Source organism: Brevundimonas sp. PAMC22021, from assembly GCF_019443405.1.
GTDB lineage: Bacteria > Pseudomonadota > Alphaproteobacteria > Caulobacterales > Caulobacteraceae > Brevundimonas.
This window is the reverse complement of record NZ_CP080376.1, coordinates 2,375,202-2,389,884: the sequence shown is the minus strand read 5'-3', so window position 1 is coordinate 2,389,884 and position 14,683 is coordinate 2,375,202. Positions and strand designations below refer to the sequence as shown.

Genomic DNA, 14,683 nt, shown 5'->3' with positions numbered 1-14,683 from the left:
CGCTTCGCCAAGGCAAGCAACGATCACCTGCCCGCGAGGCGCACATCCGCCGTCACGCGCCCGGGATCAGCTTGGTGGCCCAGCCCGCACCCATCAGAGCACCGGTCGCCAGGGCGCCCAGGAACAGCAGCCAGGCGCTGGCCACTGCAGTTCCGCCGAGAACAAGCAGGCCGTCACGCTGGATCAGGCCGACCGACAGCAGCGCCAAGGCGACCGAGGGCACGGTATTGGTGAAGGGTATAATGATGGTCAGGGTCGCCAGGATCATGAACACCGCCGCCAGCTTCTCGCCCGCGCCGCACGCAAAGCGGCGCATTCGCGGGCGCGACAGGCGGTCAATCCAGCTCAGCTTGCTTTCGGCGAAGTCCGCCATGGCCTTCAGCCACTTGCCCTTGGCGCGCAGGTCCAGAAGCCAGCGCGGCAGCCACGGCTCCTCGCGGCCGAGCAGCAGCTGAACCGCCAGGATCAGTATGGCCACCCCGACCACCTGCGGCACGCCATAAAGGCCTGGAACCAGGCACGGGATCGACAACAGCAGGATCAGCAGGCCGTAGGCGCGCTCGTCCATCCGATCGCGAATCTCATGCAGGGTCAGGCCGTGCTCGCCGCCGTCGTCGGACAGCCTGCGCAGGAGGCGGGTGACGTTGTGGCTGACGTCGTCCTCGTGGACGGAGGCGGGCGTGTCGGTCATGACCAGCTGCGGTGCTTGAGGGGGCGATAGCCGGACATAGCGCGCCTTGCCCACGCCGGTCGACGGGGACATGACCGCACGCTAAGAGGTTCGGCGATGACCCGCGCCTATCGCCTCTTGACCCGATGGTGGACCGCGTTCGCGCTGGCGGCCTCGCTCGCCATGCTGGGGATCGCCCATGCTTTCGAGCGATTCGGCGGAATGGAACCCTGCAATCTGTGTCTGAAGCAGCGCGAGGTGTTCTGGGGGGCGGCGGCGATCGGCCTTCTGGCGACCGCCTGGACGCTGCTCAGCGGCGGGCGGAGGGGCACGCCCCGCATCGCGTCCTTTCTCCTGGCGGCGGTGTTCCTGACCGGAACAGTCGCGGCCGCCTTTCACGCGGGCGGCGAATACGGTTGGTGGCGGCTGCCGGCGGCCTGCGCGGCCGGCGGCGACGTCGATCTGGAAGGGTTGGCGGCTTTGGCGCTGGGCACGGGACCGGCGCCGCGCGTGGTCGGCTGCGATGAAGCGGCCTGGATGTGGATGGGCGTCTCCATGGCCGGGTGGAACGCTCTGATCTCTCTAGCGCTGGCGGTGTTCAGCCTCCTGGCGGCCAAACGCCCCAAGGACGCCCGCGCACCCAGAGGACCCGCCCGATGACAGACATCTCAAGCCAAAGACGCATTCCGCTGGCGCGCCCGGGCTCCAAGGCGGACAAGGCGCGGATGGACGAAATCCTGCGGGTCGATCACGCCGGAGAATATGCAGCCGTGCGCATCTATAAGGCGCAGCGCGCGGTGTTCGAAGGACGGCGGGGACGGGACGCCGTTGCTTCCGACCTCCAGCACATGCAGGCACAGGAGGCGGTGCATCTGGCGCGCTTCGAAGGCCTGCTGAACGATCGACGCGTGCGGCCTACGGCGATGATCCCGGTCTGGCGGCTGGCCGCTTCGGCGCTCGGGGTCGGCACGGCCCTGCTGGGCGAAAAGGCGGCGCACGCCTGCACCGAGGCTGTCGAGAGCGTGATCGAGGAGCACTACGCCGATCAGATCGCCGAAATCGGCGAACGCGATCCCGCGCTTGCGGCCGACCTGACCCAGTTCCGGCTCGAGGAACTGGAGCACCACGACCACGCCGTTTCCCACGGGAGCCGCGAGGCGCCCGCCTACCGGCTGTTGTCGGCGGTGATCAAGACCGGTTGCCGCGTCGCCATCAAGATCAGCGAAAAGGGCTAGGCGCCCCGAGATTGCTGCCCGCCGGGCCGGGTTGCGTCAGGATGTGTTGAAACGGCGCCACAGTCGCCACATTCCGGTTCCGACGCGCGGAACTCCCCTCGAGCGGCGCCGTTCGGTTCGGGCACGTCGGCGGACTCAATGCCGGCATTTTTAGGCATTCCTTTTTCAGAGTGAGGACGCACATGAAGTTGAAACTTCTCGCAGGCGTCGCGGCAGCGGGGCTGTTCGCGGCCGGCGCGGCTTCGGCGGAGCCGGATGGCTGGTACGGCGCGATTGACGCGGGTTATCAGTTCATTGAGCCGATCAACATCGAGTCGGAAGCGAACGGCTCGAACTTCAACATCGACGTGAACGACGGCTGGGCGGCGTTTGCGCGTCTGGGCTACCGGTTCAACCCGAACTGGCGCGTGGAGCTTGAAGGCGGCTATCGTTCGGGCGACATCGGCACGGTTCGCGCCGTGTCGGGCACCCAGGGCGTGTGCAACTTCGCTCCGGCGACGGGCCCCTGCTATTCGCCGGAAGGCGACCTCGAGTCCGCCACCCTGATGGCCAACGTCATCTATGACTTCGGCTTCGAATACTGGGGTCTGCGTCCGTTCGTGGGTCTGGGCGCCGGCGCCAACTACGTCAACACCGACTTCGCCGGTCGTCTGCGCGCCACCCCGGCGGTGGGCTTCGTGGCCGACGACAGCTCGACCAAGTTCGCCGCCCAGGCGATCGCGGGCGTCGCCTTCGCCGTTGGCGAGCGCGCCAACATCGACCTGACCTACCGCTACCTGACCAGCGACCTGGAGTTCGATACGGTCACCGGCGGTACGGGCGCTCCGAACTTCGGCACCTTTGACGGCGACTACGACGAGAGCCACACGGTGACGCTGGGCCTGCGCTACAGCTTCGGCGCCGAGCCGGTCGCGCCTCCCCCGCCCCCGCCGCCTCCGCCTCCGCCTCCGCCGCCTCCGCCCCCGCCGCCTCCGCCGCCTCCGGCTCCGGCGACCCCGCAGGCCCGTCAGTTCGTGGTCTACTTCGACTGGGATCGCTCGGACCTGACGGCGGAAGCCCGCTCGGTGGTGACGCAGGCCGCCAACTACGCCAAGTCGGGCCGTCCGACCCGCGTGCTGGTGGTCGGCCACGCCGACACTTCCGGCTCGGCCGCCTACAACGTCGGCCTGTCGAACCGCCGCGCCCGCACCGTGGCTGACGCCATGGTCGCCCAAGGCGTGTCGGGCGGCGTGGTGTCGCTGGACGGCCGCGGCGAAACCCAGCTGGCTCGCGCCACCGCCGACGGCGTGCGCGAACCGCTGAACCGTCGCGCCACCGTCGACATCAACTTCTAAGACCCAAGCCATGGACAAGAGGATCGGCCAAACCGGTCCTCTTGCTCACCGGCCGGATCCAGAAGACCGATGACGAACATCAGGCCGTCGCTCCACAACCGGAGCGGCGGCCTTTTGGTTGAAGACACCTGCCCGATGCGAAGGCTTCTCAAGGTCGATCCCTTGATCACCACGGCCCGGCGGCTCACAAGGTATGTATGAACGGCGTGTGCGAGATGAGGGGCGGCGAAGCGCGGGCGGGCATGCGAATCCTCTTGCAAGGAGAGGTCAATGGTTGATCTGCCGTCCCAACGTCGCTCGCTGTCCGAACGCCAGATGTATCTTGAACGACCGCGCCGTGCGGGGCGCGGGTCGGTTTCGCCGGGTGCAGCGGCTCGCATGTCGACGCCGTTGGGCTCGACGTCGATAAGGCCCGCCTACGCCCAGAACGCGCGAGCCGGAAAGGGAGGGCTTTCGGGACGCCGCTTCCTGATCGTCACCGCTCCGTTCGGCGGCTTCGGCCGCATCCTGGCCCGAAGCCTGGAAGCCAGGGGCGCGATGGTCCGCCGGATGATCTTCAACGCCGCCGACGCCGCTTCCTGGCGACGGCCGGGCGGGGTGGTCTACAAGCCCGGCCCTGAGGCGTGGACGGCCGATCTGGCCGGTGTCGCACACGACTTCACCGATCTCATCGTGTTTGGCGAGGGCGGTCCGTACAATCGCGCCGTGCTGTCGCAGGCCGAGACGCTGCGGGCGCACGTCTGGGTGCTGGAAAACGGCTACTTCCGGCCCGACTGGATCACGGTGGAGCGCAATGGGGTCAACGGCTCCAGCGGGCTGCCGCGTTTTCGACAAGCCTATGCCGCCGCACCGCCGGTGCTGGCGCCGCCCCGGCCGGTAGGCCGTATCCTGCCGCACCACGTCGCCAACATCAGCCTGTACCATATAGCGGAGGCGCTGGGCTCGGCGGCGTTTCCCAACTTCGTCGTTCATTATCCGCATTCGCCGCTGAAGCAGTGCGTCGGCCATGTGCGGCGCTACCTGGGGCTGGCGTTTCGGCCCCCGCAGACGCGCGACGCCCAGCAGATCGCCGCGCGCGGACCCTTTTTCATCGCCTGCCTGCAGCGCGAAGGCGACATGCAGCTGCTGCGCTATTCGCGCTATGCGGACAACACGGCCTTTCTTGCCGCGACACTGGACAGCTTCGCGCGGCGCGCGCCGGCGGACTGTCGATTGGTGGTCAAGAACCATCCCCTCGATCCCGGCGTCGTCAGCCTGCGTCGCATCACTCAGAGACTGGCGGGAGAGCGCGGCCTTGCGGACCGGGTGGATTTTATCGACGGCGGCCACCTGAACGAACTGTGCCGCGCCTCGCGCGGCATGGTGGTCAACAACTCCAGCGCGGCCTTGTCCGCCCTAGGCTTTCACACGCCGGTCAAGGTGCTGGGGGACGCCTTTTTCGACTTCGAGGGGTTGACCGATCAACAGCCGCTGGACGGCTTCTGGACTTCGCCCACGCCGCCGGACGAGGCGCTGTTCACCCGCTTCCGCGCCCATGTGATCGCGGCCAGCCAGATCAACGGCAACTACCACGAACCGCGGACCCAGCCTCTCGCCGCCGAGGGTCTGGCCGACATGTTCGAGCGCGCTTCCGCCTGAACAATCCCCAGGTGTGGCGCATGCGTCACCCTTTCCCAGTGTCATGACTCTGTCATGCAAATGTCGCCCAGCATTCGGACACCCGGCCTAATGGGGCGCCATCAAGGCCGGGCCTCCGGCCTGTCCAGGCTCAGCCTGCTCTCTGGGGATAGCTTATGAAGTTCCGCAATCTCGCCTACGGCGCCTCGACCGTGGCCATCATGCTGTCGGCGTCCACCGCCGTCTTCGCGCAAGAAACCACGGGCGGCATCCGCGGCCTGGTGACGGACGCCGCCGGCGCGCCGGTCGCGAACGCCGAGATCACCATCACGCACGTGCCGTCGGGAACCTCCTCCACCACGGCGACCGACCAGGTCGGCGCCTACAGCGCCCGCAACCTGCGCGTCGGCGGTCCCTACATCATCACCGTCAGCTCGTCCGCCGGTTCCTCGACGACCGAAGCCGGCTCGATCGGCATCGGCACGCCCGCCAGCGTCGACATCATCGTCGGCGGCGGCGCCTTTTCTGATGACGCCGCTGACCTCGGCGACGTGGTCGTGACCGGCCAGCGCGCCGGCGGCCTGCGCACCTCCCCGCGCACCAACATCAGCCTGAACGACATCGAGACGCTGCCGACCGTCAGCCGCGACATCAAGGATTTCGTCCGCACCTCGCCGTTCGCCACGGTTGACCCGACCAATAACGACGCCCTGTCGATCGGCGGCCAGAACACGCGCGCCAACGCCTTCCTGGTCGACGGCGTGCGCCAGAGCGACGACTTCGGCCTGAACGGCAACGGCTATCCGACCCAGCGTTCGCCGATCTCCATCGACACGCTGGAAGCGGTCAGCGTCGATGTCGCCCCCTATGGCGTGCAGTACGGCAGCTTCACCGGCGGCGTGATCAACTCGGTCACCAAGTCGGGCGGCAACGACTTCCACGGCACCGCCTTCTGGGAAACCACCAACGACGGCCTGCGCGGCAACAGCTTCTCGTTCGAGGACTTCGTCACCGGCCAACGCCAAGACCGCACCGTTGCCGGTACGTTTGAGGAAGAGACATGGGGCGCCAGCCTCAGCGGCCCGATCATCCGCGACAAGTTGTTCTTCTACCTGAACTACGAGAAGTTCGACTCGACCCAGCCGGTGCTGAGCGGGCCGCAAGGTTCGGGTTCGGCCAATGAAGTGCCGGGCATCACCCAGGCCGACGTGGACACGGTCCGCCAGATCGCGCGTGACGTCTACGGCTACGATCCGCTGGACTGGAGCGCCGATGCACTGGAAGTCAGCGACGAGAAATACTTCGCCAAGCTGGACTGGAACATCAACGACCGCCATCGCGCGGTCGCCTCGTACCAGCAAACCGACAGCGGCGATCTGAACCTGAACGGCACCACGACCGGCGGCAACTATCCCAGCCTCGGATTGCTGTCGTCGGCCTATTCGCTGCAGCAGAACATCAAGGTCTACAAGGCTCAGCTGTTCTCGGACTGGACCGACACCTTCTCGACCGAGTTCTCGGTGTCGCGCAAGGAATCCGAGAGCATCTCCACGTCGCTGGCCGGTAGCGACTTCGCGGCTTTCCAGGTCTATCTCGACAATCCGACCGGGACGCAGGTTGGTCCCGAGCGGTCGATCCGGTTCGGACCGGAACGCTCGCGTCACGCCAACTCGCTGACCGTCGACACGACCCTGTACCGCGCCGTCGCCAACTGGGACGTGGGCTACGGTCATCGCCTGACGGGCGGCTACGAGCGTGAAGAACAGGACATCTTCAACCTGTTCGTTCAGGTCGCTAACGGCGAATACGAGTTCGCTTCGCTGGCCGACTTCCGCGCTCGTCGCGCGTCCTCGATCGGCTACACCAACGCTGCTTCGAACAACAAGAACGACGGCGCCGCCGCCTTCAGCTACGCCCTCAACACCTTGTTCGTGCAGGACGAATGGGCGGCCAACGAAGACCTGACCATCACGGCCGGGCTGCGTCTGGACTGGTACACCTCCGATGACGAGCCGCAGTTCAACCAGGGCTTCCAGAACCGCTTCGGCTTCGCCAACGACACCAGCCTCGACGGCATCTTCGTGCTGCAGCCGCGTTTCGGCTTCAACTGGCGCGCCTCCGACGATCTGACCGTCTACGGCGGCTTTGGCCGCTTCCAGGGCGGATCGCCGAACGTCTGGATTTCGAACAGCTATTCCAATCCGGGCAACCTGACCGGCAGCTTCCAGTGCCGTACGGCGGCGACCTACAGCTCGAACTTCGCCACCTCCTTCCCGGTGTGCTCGGCCGCGGAACAGGCCGCGCTGCTGAACGTTGACGGTTTCAACGTCAACCAGGTCGCCAAGGACCGCGTCACCACCAGCGCCAATCTCGGCACCGGCAACATCAACCTGATCGATCCGTCGTTCGAGACGCCTTCGATCTGGAAGACCTCGCTCGGCGTCAACAAGCGGTTCGACTTCAGCCGCTTCAATCTCGGCGACGCCTGGAACGTGACGGCCGAATACGTGCATTCCGAGCTTGAAAACACCGTGGGCTGGGTCGATCTCAGCCTGCTGCGCACCCAAAACGGGACAGCGCCGGACGGTCGTCCGGTGTTCGGCCCCAATCCGGTTCGCACCGGCCAGCAGGTTCTGATGCTGACCAACGTGCATGGCGGCCAGTCGGACCAGTTCGCGGTCGCCCTTTCCAAGGATTGGTACGACGGCTGGCTGAACGGCACGGGCTTCAACCTCAGCTATACCTATCTGGACGCGACCGATCCGTCGGCGGGCACGTCTTCGACGGCGAGCTCCAACTTCGGCAACATCGCCGTGTCGGACCCAAACATGCCGCCGCTGGCGACCTCGAACTATGAGATCGAGCACGCCCTGAAGCTGAGCCTCAGCTATCAACGCGCCTTCTTCGGCGACTATCGCACTCGCTTCGCCCTGTTCGCGCAACGCCGCTCGGGTCTGCCGTTCAGCTATACCTATAGCTCGGGCACGCTGTTCGGAGACTACACCTCGGCCAACCGCAACCTGCTGTATGTTCCGCAGGTGGACGCCTCGGGTAACGTGACGGCGACCAGCGATCCGATCGTGACCTACGCTCCGACCTTCAACGTCACCGCCTTCAACGATTTCCTGAAGCGGACCGGCTTGATCGACTTCGCCGGCGGCATCTCGCCGCGGAACGCCTTCAACTCGCCGTATGTGACCACGGTGGACATCCACATCGAGCAGGAGCTGCCGGCCTTCTTCCCGGGCGGCGCGCGTCTGACCGGCTACCTTGATATCGAGAACTTCGGCAACCTGCTGAACGACGAATGGGGCACGATCCAGCAGATCGGCTTCCCCTACATCTCGAACAATGTGGGCGCGACGCGGAATGCGGCCAACACGCAGTACACCTACAACGCCTTCACCGAACGCTCGCCATCGAGCTTCACCGCGCAATCGGTGTGGCAGATGAAGTTCGGCGTGCGCTATCGCTTCTAAGCGACAGCGAAAGCGTCAAAGCTGAGGAGGGCGGTCCGTTCGCGGGCCGCCCTTTTTCTTGCCTGTTGAAGTGGGGGAGCGCGGACGCCATATGGCGCGGCCGTTGCTTGATCCCTGGAGGCCGCCCGTGACCGACAAGCCCATCCCCGCCGAGTGGTCGCCGCATCGGGCGATGTGGGTCGGCTGGCCGTCGCATGCAGAGCTTTGGGAAGACAACCTCCTGCCCGCGCAGGCCGAGGTGGAGGCGCTGGTGCGCGCGCTGGCGGGGCCAGGCCGCGAGGCGGTGCGGCTGATGGTCGGAAACGAAGAGGCGCTTGAAGAGGCGCGGACGCGCTTCGCCGGCGTCGAAGGCGTGGAGGTCGTGGGCGGACGGTTCGGGGACATCTGGCTGAGAGACACCGGGCCGATCTTCGGCGCGGGTTCGGTGCGCGCGGCGGCCTTCCGCTTCAACGGCTGGGGCGGCAAGTACGACCTGCCTCACGACGACGCGGTGGCCGAGCAGATCGGGCAGGCGGCGGGCGTGGCTCTGGATCGTTATGCCTTCGTGCTCGAGGGCGGGGCGCTGGATCATGACGGGGTGGGGACGGTGCTGACCACGCGGCAGTGCCTGTTGAACCCCAACCGCAATGGCGACTGGACCGAGACAAAGGCCGAGGCGGCGCTTGCCGAGGCGCTGGGCGCGCGCAAGGTGTTGTGGCTGGGCGACGGCCTGTTGAACGACCACACGGACGGGCACGTCGACAATCTGGCGCGCTTCGTGGGGCCGGGCGTGGTCGCCTGCCCGATCGCCTGGGGCGAAGACGACCCGAACGCCGAAGTTTACGACACCGTCGCGCGCGACCTGGCGGGCATGACCGATGCGGACGGGCGCGCGATCCAGGTGCTGCGGGTCCCGTCGCCCGGCCGGATCGAGGATGACGGCGAGGTCATCCCGGCCAGTCACATGAACTTCCTCGTCGCCAACGGCGCGGTGATCGTGCCGACCTATGGCGACGACCGAGCGGCGGATCTGGCGTGCCAGGCGTTGAAGACCGCCTTTCCCGATCGCGAGATCATCCCGCTGCCGTCGCTGGCCATCCTGTCCGGCGGCGGATCCTTTCACTGCATCTCCCAGCAGGAGCCTGAATGAGTGGCGAGAGGCGAGTGACGGGTGGCGAGGTCAGGAGCTATCGTGACCTGCTTGTATGGCAAAGAGCTATGATCTGGGTCGAGGCGGTGTATGCAGCAACGCGCCCTTGGCCATCAGACGAAAAGTTCGGCCTGACCAGTCAACTGCGTCGCGCCGCCCTGTCTGTACCCTCAAACATCGCAGAGGGTTGCGCGCGGCGAAGCACGGCCGAGTTCCTGAGCTTTCTCGCGATCTCGCGCGGCTCCTTGGCTGAGGCTGAGACCCAGCTCATCCTGGGGGGACGCCTTGGCTATCTGGAAGAGGGCGCATCGAACGCGCTGCTCGACGGAGCCGATGAAATCAGCCGGATGTTGGCCGGCCTGATCACCAAGCTGGAGGAGCGTCAACAATGACTTCACTCGCCACTCGCCACTCGCCGCCCGCCACTCGATCAATCTCCGTCGCCGCGATCCAGACCTCGTACGGCGAGGACATGCAGGCGAATATCGCCAAAACCATCGACTTCGTGCGCCAGGCGGCGGATCGGGGCGCGCAGGTGATCCTGCCGTCCGAGCTGTTCCAGGGGCCGTACTTCTGCGTCTCGCAGGAGGAGCGATGGTTCGCAGAGGCCTATGCCTGGCGAGAGCATCCGTGCGTCACCGCGCTGTCGCCGGTGGCGCGGGAGCTGGGCGTGGCCATTCCGGTGTCGATCTTCGAGCGCGACGGGCCGCAGTACTACAACTCTCTCGTGATGCTGGACGCGGATGGCGAAGCGCTGGGCGTTTATCGCAAGAGCCACATTCCGGACGGGCCGGGATACCAAGAGAAATACTACTTCCGGCCGGGCGACACCGGGTTCAAGGTCTGGAACACCCGCTTCGGGCGCGTGGGCGTCGGCATCTGCTGGGACCAGTGGTACCCGGAAACGGCGCGGGCGATGATGCTGCAGGGCGCCGAGGTGCTGATGTATCCCACCGCCATCGGCTCGGAGCCGCACGACAAGGAGCTGGACACGGCCGAGCCCTGGCGGCGCGCGATGCAGGGCCATGCGGTGTCCAACGTCGTGCCGGTGGTCGGCGCTAATCGCATCGGCCATGAGCAGGTCACGGAGGCCGGGCAGGTCTTCTACGGTTCGTCCTTTATCACCGACCATCGCGGCGATCTGGTCGAGAGCCTCGGGCGGGACGAGGAGGGCGTGGTCGTGCACCAGTTCGACCTCGACTACCTGGATCGGCACCGGGCGGCGTGGGGCTTCTTCCGCGATCGGCGGACCGACCTTTACGGATCGCTGCTGGGGCCGCGTTAGCTCCGCATCGCCTCCACCGCCGCGATCAGCTGGTCGAGATCGGCGGGGGTGGAGAGGCGGTGATCGCCGCCCTCGATCAGATCGAGCCGCACGTCGCCGCCGCGCAGGCGTTCGATCAGCTCGACCTGATGACGCCAGGGCACGACGTCGTCGGCGCGGCCCTGAAGGATATGGATCGGGGCGGCGATGTCGATAACGTGGTCCAGCAGCATCCAGGCTTTCGCCTCTTCGAACATGGCGCGCGTCAGGACGTAGGCGCCGAGACCCTCCTCGACCACCGTGGTCTCGCCGTCGCTCAGGATGGCCTGCCGCTCGTGGTCGGCCAGGCCGGGCCACATCAGCCGCTCGGTGAAATCCTGTGCGGGATTGACCAGCACCAGGCCCTGCATCCGTTCAGGCCTCGCCAGGGTCAGCAGCAGCGCCACCCAGCCGCCCATGGAGGAGCCGACCGGGATCACCGGGCCTTCGAGCCCGTCGGTCAGGGCGATCGCGTCCTCGCGCCAGCGGCCGATGGTCGCCTGCCTCCAGTCGCCGGAAGAGGCGCCGTGGGCGAAATGATCATAGCGGACGAAGTTCCAGCCCCGCTCTCGTGCGGCCTGGTCCAGCGCCAGCGCCTTTGTCCCCTCCATGTCCGAGCGGAAGCCGCCGATCCACACCACGGTCGGCCCGGCCCCCTGAACGGAGCGAAAGGCCAGGGTCTCGCCGTCGGGACGAGTCAGGGTCTGGATCATCACGGCGGCTCGGCTTGAAAAACGGGGCTTTCACGGCCATATTGGCCCATCGGGAGGAACGTGGCGATCCGTCGCGCGCTCCGTCTCGTCAGAACACGCCTTCTCCGATCACATAAGGAAACGACGCCCATTCGCCGTCCCATGCAAGCGCCGCCCGTAAAGGACGGGCCGCGTATGAACCAGGAAATCCGCTCGCCGCGCGTGCTGCTCATCGACCAGAACGGTGAAAAGCAGGGCGTGATGCCGACCTCCGCCGCGCTTGAAGCCGCCGAGGAAGCCGGGCTGGACCTGGTCGAGATCGTCGCCACGGCCGATCCGCCGGTGGCCAAGATCCTCGATTACGGCAAGTTCCGTTTCCAGGAGCAGAAAAAGAAGGCCGAGCAGCGCAAGCGCCAGAAGGTCGTCGAGCTGAAGGAAATCAAGCTGCGGCCGAACATCGACACCCACGACTACGAGGTGAAGACCAAGGCCATGCACCGCTTCTTCGAGGAAGGGGACAAGGTCAAGGTGACCCTGCGTTTCCGCGGCCGCGAAATGGCGCACCCGGAGCTCGGCATGAAGCTGCTGAACAAGGTCCAGACCGACTTCGACGAGGTCGCCAAGGTCGAGTTCTCGCCCAAGATGGAAGGCCGCCAGATGATCATGATCCTGGCGCCGCGCTGAGGCTTCAGCCGTAGCGAACACGACGCCCCGGTCGAAAGGCCGGGGCGTCTTGCGTTGAGGCCGTGCTTGGCGTAGAAGCCGCGCCTTCGCGTACCGAGCCGTCGGGCGAACAGGCATGCCTGGGCGGCTCTTAAACTCTGGAAGGTTCATCACTCCGGCGGGCTCAAGCAGTCCGAAGGACGATAGGCCCTCCAACTAGGAGACTGAAATGCCGAAACTGAAGACGAAGTCGGGCGCCAAGAAGCGCTTCAAATTCACGGCGAGCGGCAAGGTGAAGGCCGGGGTTGCGGGCAAGCGTCACCGCTTGATCAGCCACAACTCCAAATACATCCGCCAGAACCGCGGCACCTCGGTCATGGCCGACGCCGACGCCCGCAAGATCAAGTCCTACATGCCGTACGCCTGATCGGCGCGCATCGGACGGATCTCATCGCACAGAATTTGAAGGACTAGATCATGGCTCGCGTGAAACGGGGCGTAACGTCCCACGCCAAGCACAAAAAGGTTCTGGAGCAGGCCAAGGGCTTCTCCGGTCGCCGCAAGAACACGATCCGCACGGCCAAGGCCGCCGTCGATCGCGCCGGTCAGTATGCGTACCGCGACCGCCGCACCAAGAAGCGCAACTTCCGCGCCCTGTGGATCCAGCGCATCAACGCCGCCGCGCGTCTGGAAGGCTTCACCTACAGCCAGTTCATCAACGGCCTGAACAAGGCCGGCATCGAACTGGACCGCAAGGTGCTGGCCTCGATCGCCGCCGACACAACGGGCTTCAAGGCCGTGGCTGACAAGGTTCGCGCCGCCCTGGCCTAAGCGCCGGTCTGCACGCCTGATCGATCATACGCCCGTCCCGGTTCGCCGGGGCGGGCGTTGGCTTGTCCGGTCTCAGGCGGCCTGGGCCACCACGGCCTGCGAGGCCTCGCTGAGCGTCAGGCGAATGGCGTTCAGCAGGGCGTCGGGCTGGATCGGCTTTTGCGCCACGCCGTTCATGCCGGCGGCGAAATAGGTCGCCTCGTCCCGTTCGTCGGCGTTGGCCGTCAGGGCCAGGATCGGTGTGCCGGCCGCAGGGCCGGGAAGCGAGCGGATGGCTCGCGTGGCCTGGACGCCGTCCATTACCGGCATCTTGATGTCCATCAGCACCAGGTCGAATCGACGGGCGGATACGGCATCGACCGCCTCCTGACCGTTCTCGGCCAGTTCGAAGGTGCAGCCGAACATCTCCATCAGCTTGCCCGCGACGAAGCGGTTGGTGGCGTTGTCGTCCGCCACCAGCACGTGCAGCGTCTCATGCGGCGTCGGCTCGGCCACCGCGCCATGGGTCGGGCCGTCGGCCGCCGCGCAAGGCGTCAGCGCGGCCTGGACATGAAAGCGTGCGCCGTCTTGCGGTGAGGTTTCGAGGCGTATACCGCCGCCCATCTGCTCAGCGATCTGGCGACAGATAGCCAGTCCCAGTCCGGCGCCGGCGCCTTCGCGTCCGGCCTCGCCGGTGTTGAACGGCTCAAAGATGCGGGCGGCGGCTTCCGGCGGCACGCCCGGCCCGCTGTCGTCGACGATGAGGTCCAGCGTCATCCGGTCGCCGTTTAACCGCGTGGCCAGGGTGACGTGGACGCCGCCCGCGCCGGTAAACTTCAGGGCGTTGCCGATCAGATTGTTCAGCACCTGCTTCAGCCGCATGCCGTCGACCAGCGCCCAGGCGCCGGCCTCGAGGCGGGTCTCGATCCGCAACTCGAGTGAAGACTCTTCGGCCCGGGGCCGCCACAGGGCGTCGATGTCGGCGGCGATCCGCTCCAGGTCGGTAGGCGTCTCGTCCAGCACCACCATGCCGGCGGACGCGCGCGACATGTCCAGGGCGTCGGTCAAGAGGCGCAGCAGGCTTTCGCCCGAATCGATAATGGTGCGCACATAGGGGCGCATCTCCGCCTGCTGAAGCTGGCGCTCCATCAGGGCGGCGACGCCGAGGACGCCGTTCAGGGGCGTGCGGATCTCGTGGCTCATCACCGCCAGGAACTCGGACTTGGCGCGGCTGGAGGCGCTGGCCTCCGCTTCAGCCAGGGACAGGTCGCGGGCCAGCGCCGCCATGGCCTCGGCCCGCTGGCGGTGCAGAGCGGCGCCGGCCTGGATCACCTGAAGCGCCGATCCGACCCCGACGTAGAGCCCCTGGGACACCACAATGAAGCCGCTCAGCAGCGCGCCCAGTTCGGCCTGGTCGTAGGTTTCGAAAAAGGCCTCGGCGCCCAGAGAGGCCTCGGCGACAGGGGCGTTCCGGTCCATCAGGCTCTCGGCCGGACGGCGAGCGTAGAGGGCGCGACCGAACTCGGCCGCCATGCGCAGGGTAAAGGCATTGCGCTCGATCAATCCCAGCGGGCGACCGTCGTCACCGACGACGGCGATGGCCATGGTGTTGGGCTCGTCGGTGAACCGGTCCAGAACCGAGGCGCAGGGCGTGACGGGCGAGATCGGCGCGATCCGCTCCACATAGTCCCCGATCAGCGGCATTCCGGTCCCCTTGGGTGGTCTGTGACAGGGCCGCTGTAGGACCTGAT

14 protein-coding genes are annotated in these 14,683 nt (G+C 66.6%); 11 read left to right on the top strand and 3 right to left on the bottom strand.

The genetic code is table 11. The features are described from left to right. Positions 1 to 52: 52 nt before the first annotated feature. Entirely contained in the window at positions 53 to 763 is a 711-nt protein-coding gene (locus KY493_RS11800; protein ID WP_255567881.1) for an exopolysaccharide biosynthesis protein, read from the bottom strand. Between the two features lie 24 nt (positions 764 to 787). Here KY493_RS11800 and KY493_RS11795 point away from each other — a divergent pair, with 24 nt between their 5' ends. The 8 genes from KY493_RS11795 (at position 788) to aguB (ending at position 10,749) form a co-directional block, all read left to right on the top strand. Then, on the top strand, positions 788 to 1,330 hold the full coding sequence (locus tag KY493_RS11795) for a disulfide bond formation protein B (RefSeq protein ID WP_219896527.1): 543 nt from the start codon (positions 788 to 790) through the stop codon (positions 1,328 to 1,330). Continuing rightward, positions 1,327 to 1,905, top strand: coding sequence for a demethoxyubiquinone hydroxylase family protein (locus tag KY493_RS11790; RefSeq protein WP_219896526.1), 579 nt, complete (start codon positions 1,327 to 1,329; stop codon positions 1,903 to 1,905). The genes KY493_RS11795 and KY493_RS11790 overlap by 4 nt, the downstream gene beginning before the upstream one ends. A 182-nt stretch (positions 1,906 to 2,087) precedes the next feature. After that, on the top strand, positions 2,088 to 3,239 hold the full coding sequence (locus KY493_RS11785; protein ID WP_219896525.1) for an OmpA family protein: 1,152 nt from the start codon (positions 2,088 to 2,090) through the stop codon (positions 3,237 to 3,239). A gap of 378 nt (positions 3,240 to 3,617) precedes the next feature. Next, positions 3,618 to 4,877 carry a capsular biosynthesis protein gene (locus KY493_RS11780; protein ID WP_219896524.1) on the top strand — a complete coding sequence of 420 codons (1,260 nt, stop codon included), beginning with the start codon at positions 3,618 to 3,620 and terminating at the stop codon, positions 4,875 to 4,877. A 155-nt stretch (positions 4,878 to 5,032) separates the two neighbouring features. After that, positions 5,033 to 8,335: a TonB-dependent receptor gene (locus KY493_RS11775; protein WP_219896523.1), complete on the top strand. Its 3,303-nt coding sequence runs from the start codon at positions 5,033 to 5,035 to the stop codon at positions 8,333 to 8,335. 127 nt (positions 8,336 to 8,462) lie between these two features. Further along, entirely contained in the window at positions 8,463 to 9,464 is a 1,002-nt protein-coding gene (locus tag KY493_RS11770; protein WP_370627327.1) for an agmatine deiminase family protein, read from the top strand. After that, positions 9,461 to 9,856: a four helix bundle protein gene (locus tag KY493_RS11765; protein WP_219896521.1), complete on the top strand. Its 396-nt coding sequence runs from the start codon at positions 9,461 to 9,463 to the stop codon at positions 9,854 to 9,856. The genes KY493_RS11770 and KY493_RS11765 overlap by 4 nt, the downstream gene beginning before the upstream one ends. After that, entirely contained in the window at positions 9,853 to 10,749 is an 897-nt protein-coding gene (gene aguB / locus KY493_RS11760; protein ID WP_219896520.1) for an N-carbamoylputrescine amidase, read from the top strand. Before KY493_RS11765 ends, aguB begins: the two co-directional genes overlap by 4 nt. On the opposite strand, the gene KY493_RS11755 is transcribed toward aguB, so the two are convergent. Next, entirely contained in the window at positions 10,746 to 11,480 is a 735-nt protein-coding gene (locus KY493_RS11755; protein ID WP_219896519.1) for an alpha/beta fold hydrolase, read from the bottom strand. The two genes, aguB and KY493_RS11755, sit on opposite strands and share 4 nt — an antisense overlap. A 141-nt stretch (positions 11,481 to 11,621) precedes the next feature. On the opposite strand from KY493_RS11755, the gene infC reads away from it, so the two are divergent. From infC to rplT, 3 genes are all read left to right on the top strand, one after another. Then, positions 11,622 to 12,143, top strand: coding sequence for a translation initiation factor IF-3 (gene infC / locus KY493_RS11750; RefSeq protein WP_219896518.1), 522 nt, complete (start codon positions 11,622 to 11,624; stop codon positions 12,141 to 12,143). A gap of 208 nt (positions 12,144 to 12,351) precedes the next feature. Beyond that, a complete protein-coding gene (rpmI, locus tag KY493_RS11745) occupies positions 12,352 to 12,549 on the top strand; it encodes a 50S ribosomal protein L35 (protein WP_219896517.1) in 198 nt (65 codons plus the stop codon). 50 nt (positions 12,550 to 12,599) lie between these two features. Continuing rightward, entirely contained in the window at positions 12,600 to 12,953 is a 354-nt protein-coding gene (gene rplT / locus KY493_RS11740; RefSeq protein WP_219896516.1) for a 50S ribosomal protein L20, read from the top strand. A gap of 72 nt (positions 12,954 to 13,025) precedes the next feature. Here the strand turns inward: rplT and KY493_RS11735 are convergent, their stop codons facing one another. After that, positions 13,026 to 14,636: an ATP-binding protein gene (locus KY493_RS11735; protein ID WP_219896515.1), complete on the bottom strand. Its 1,611-nt coding sequence runs from the start codon at positions 14,634 to 14,636 to the stop codon at positions 13,026 to 13,028. Positions 14,637 to 14,683 lie beyond the last annotated feature (47 nt).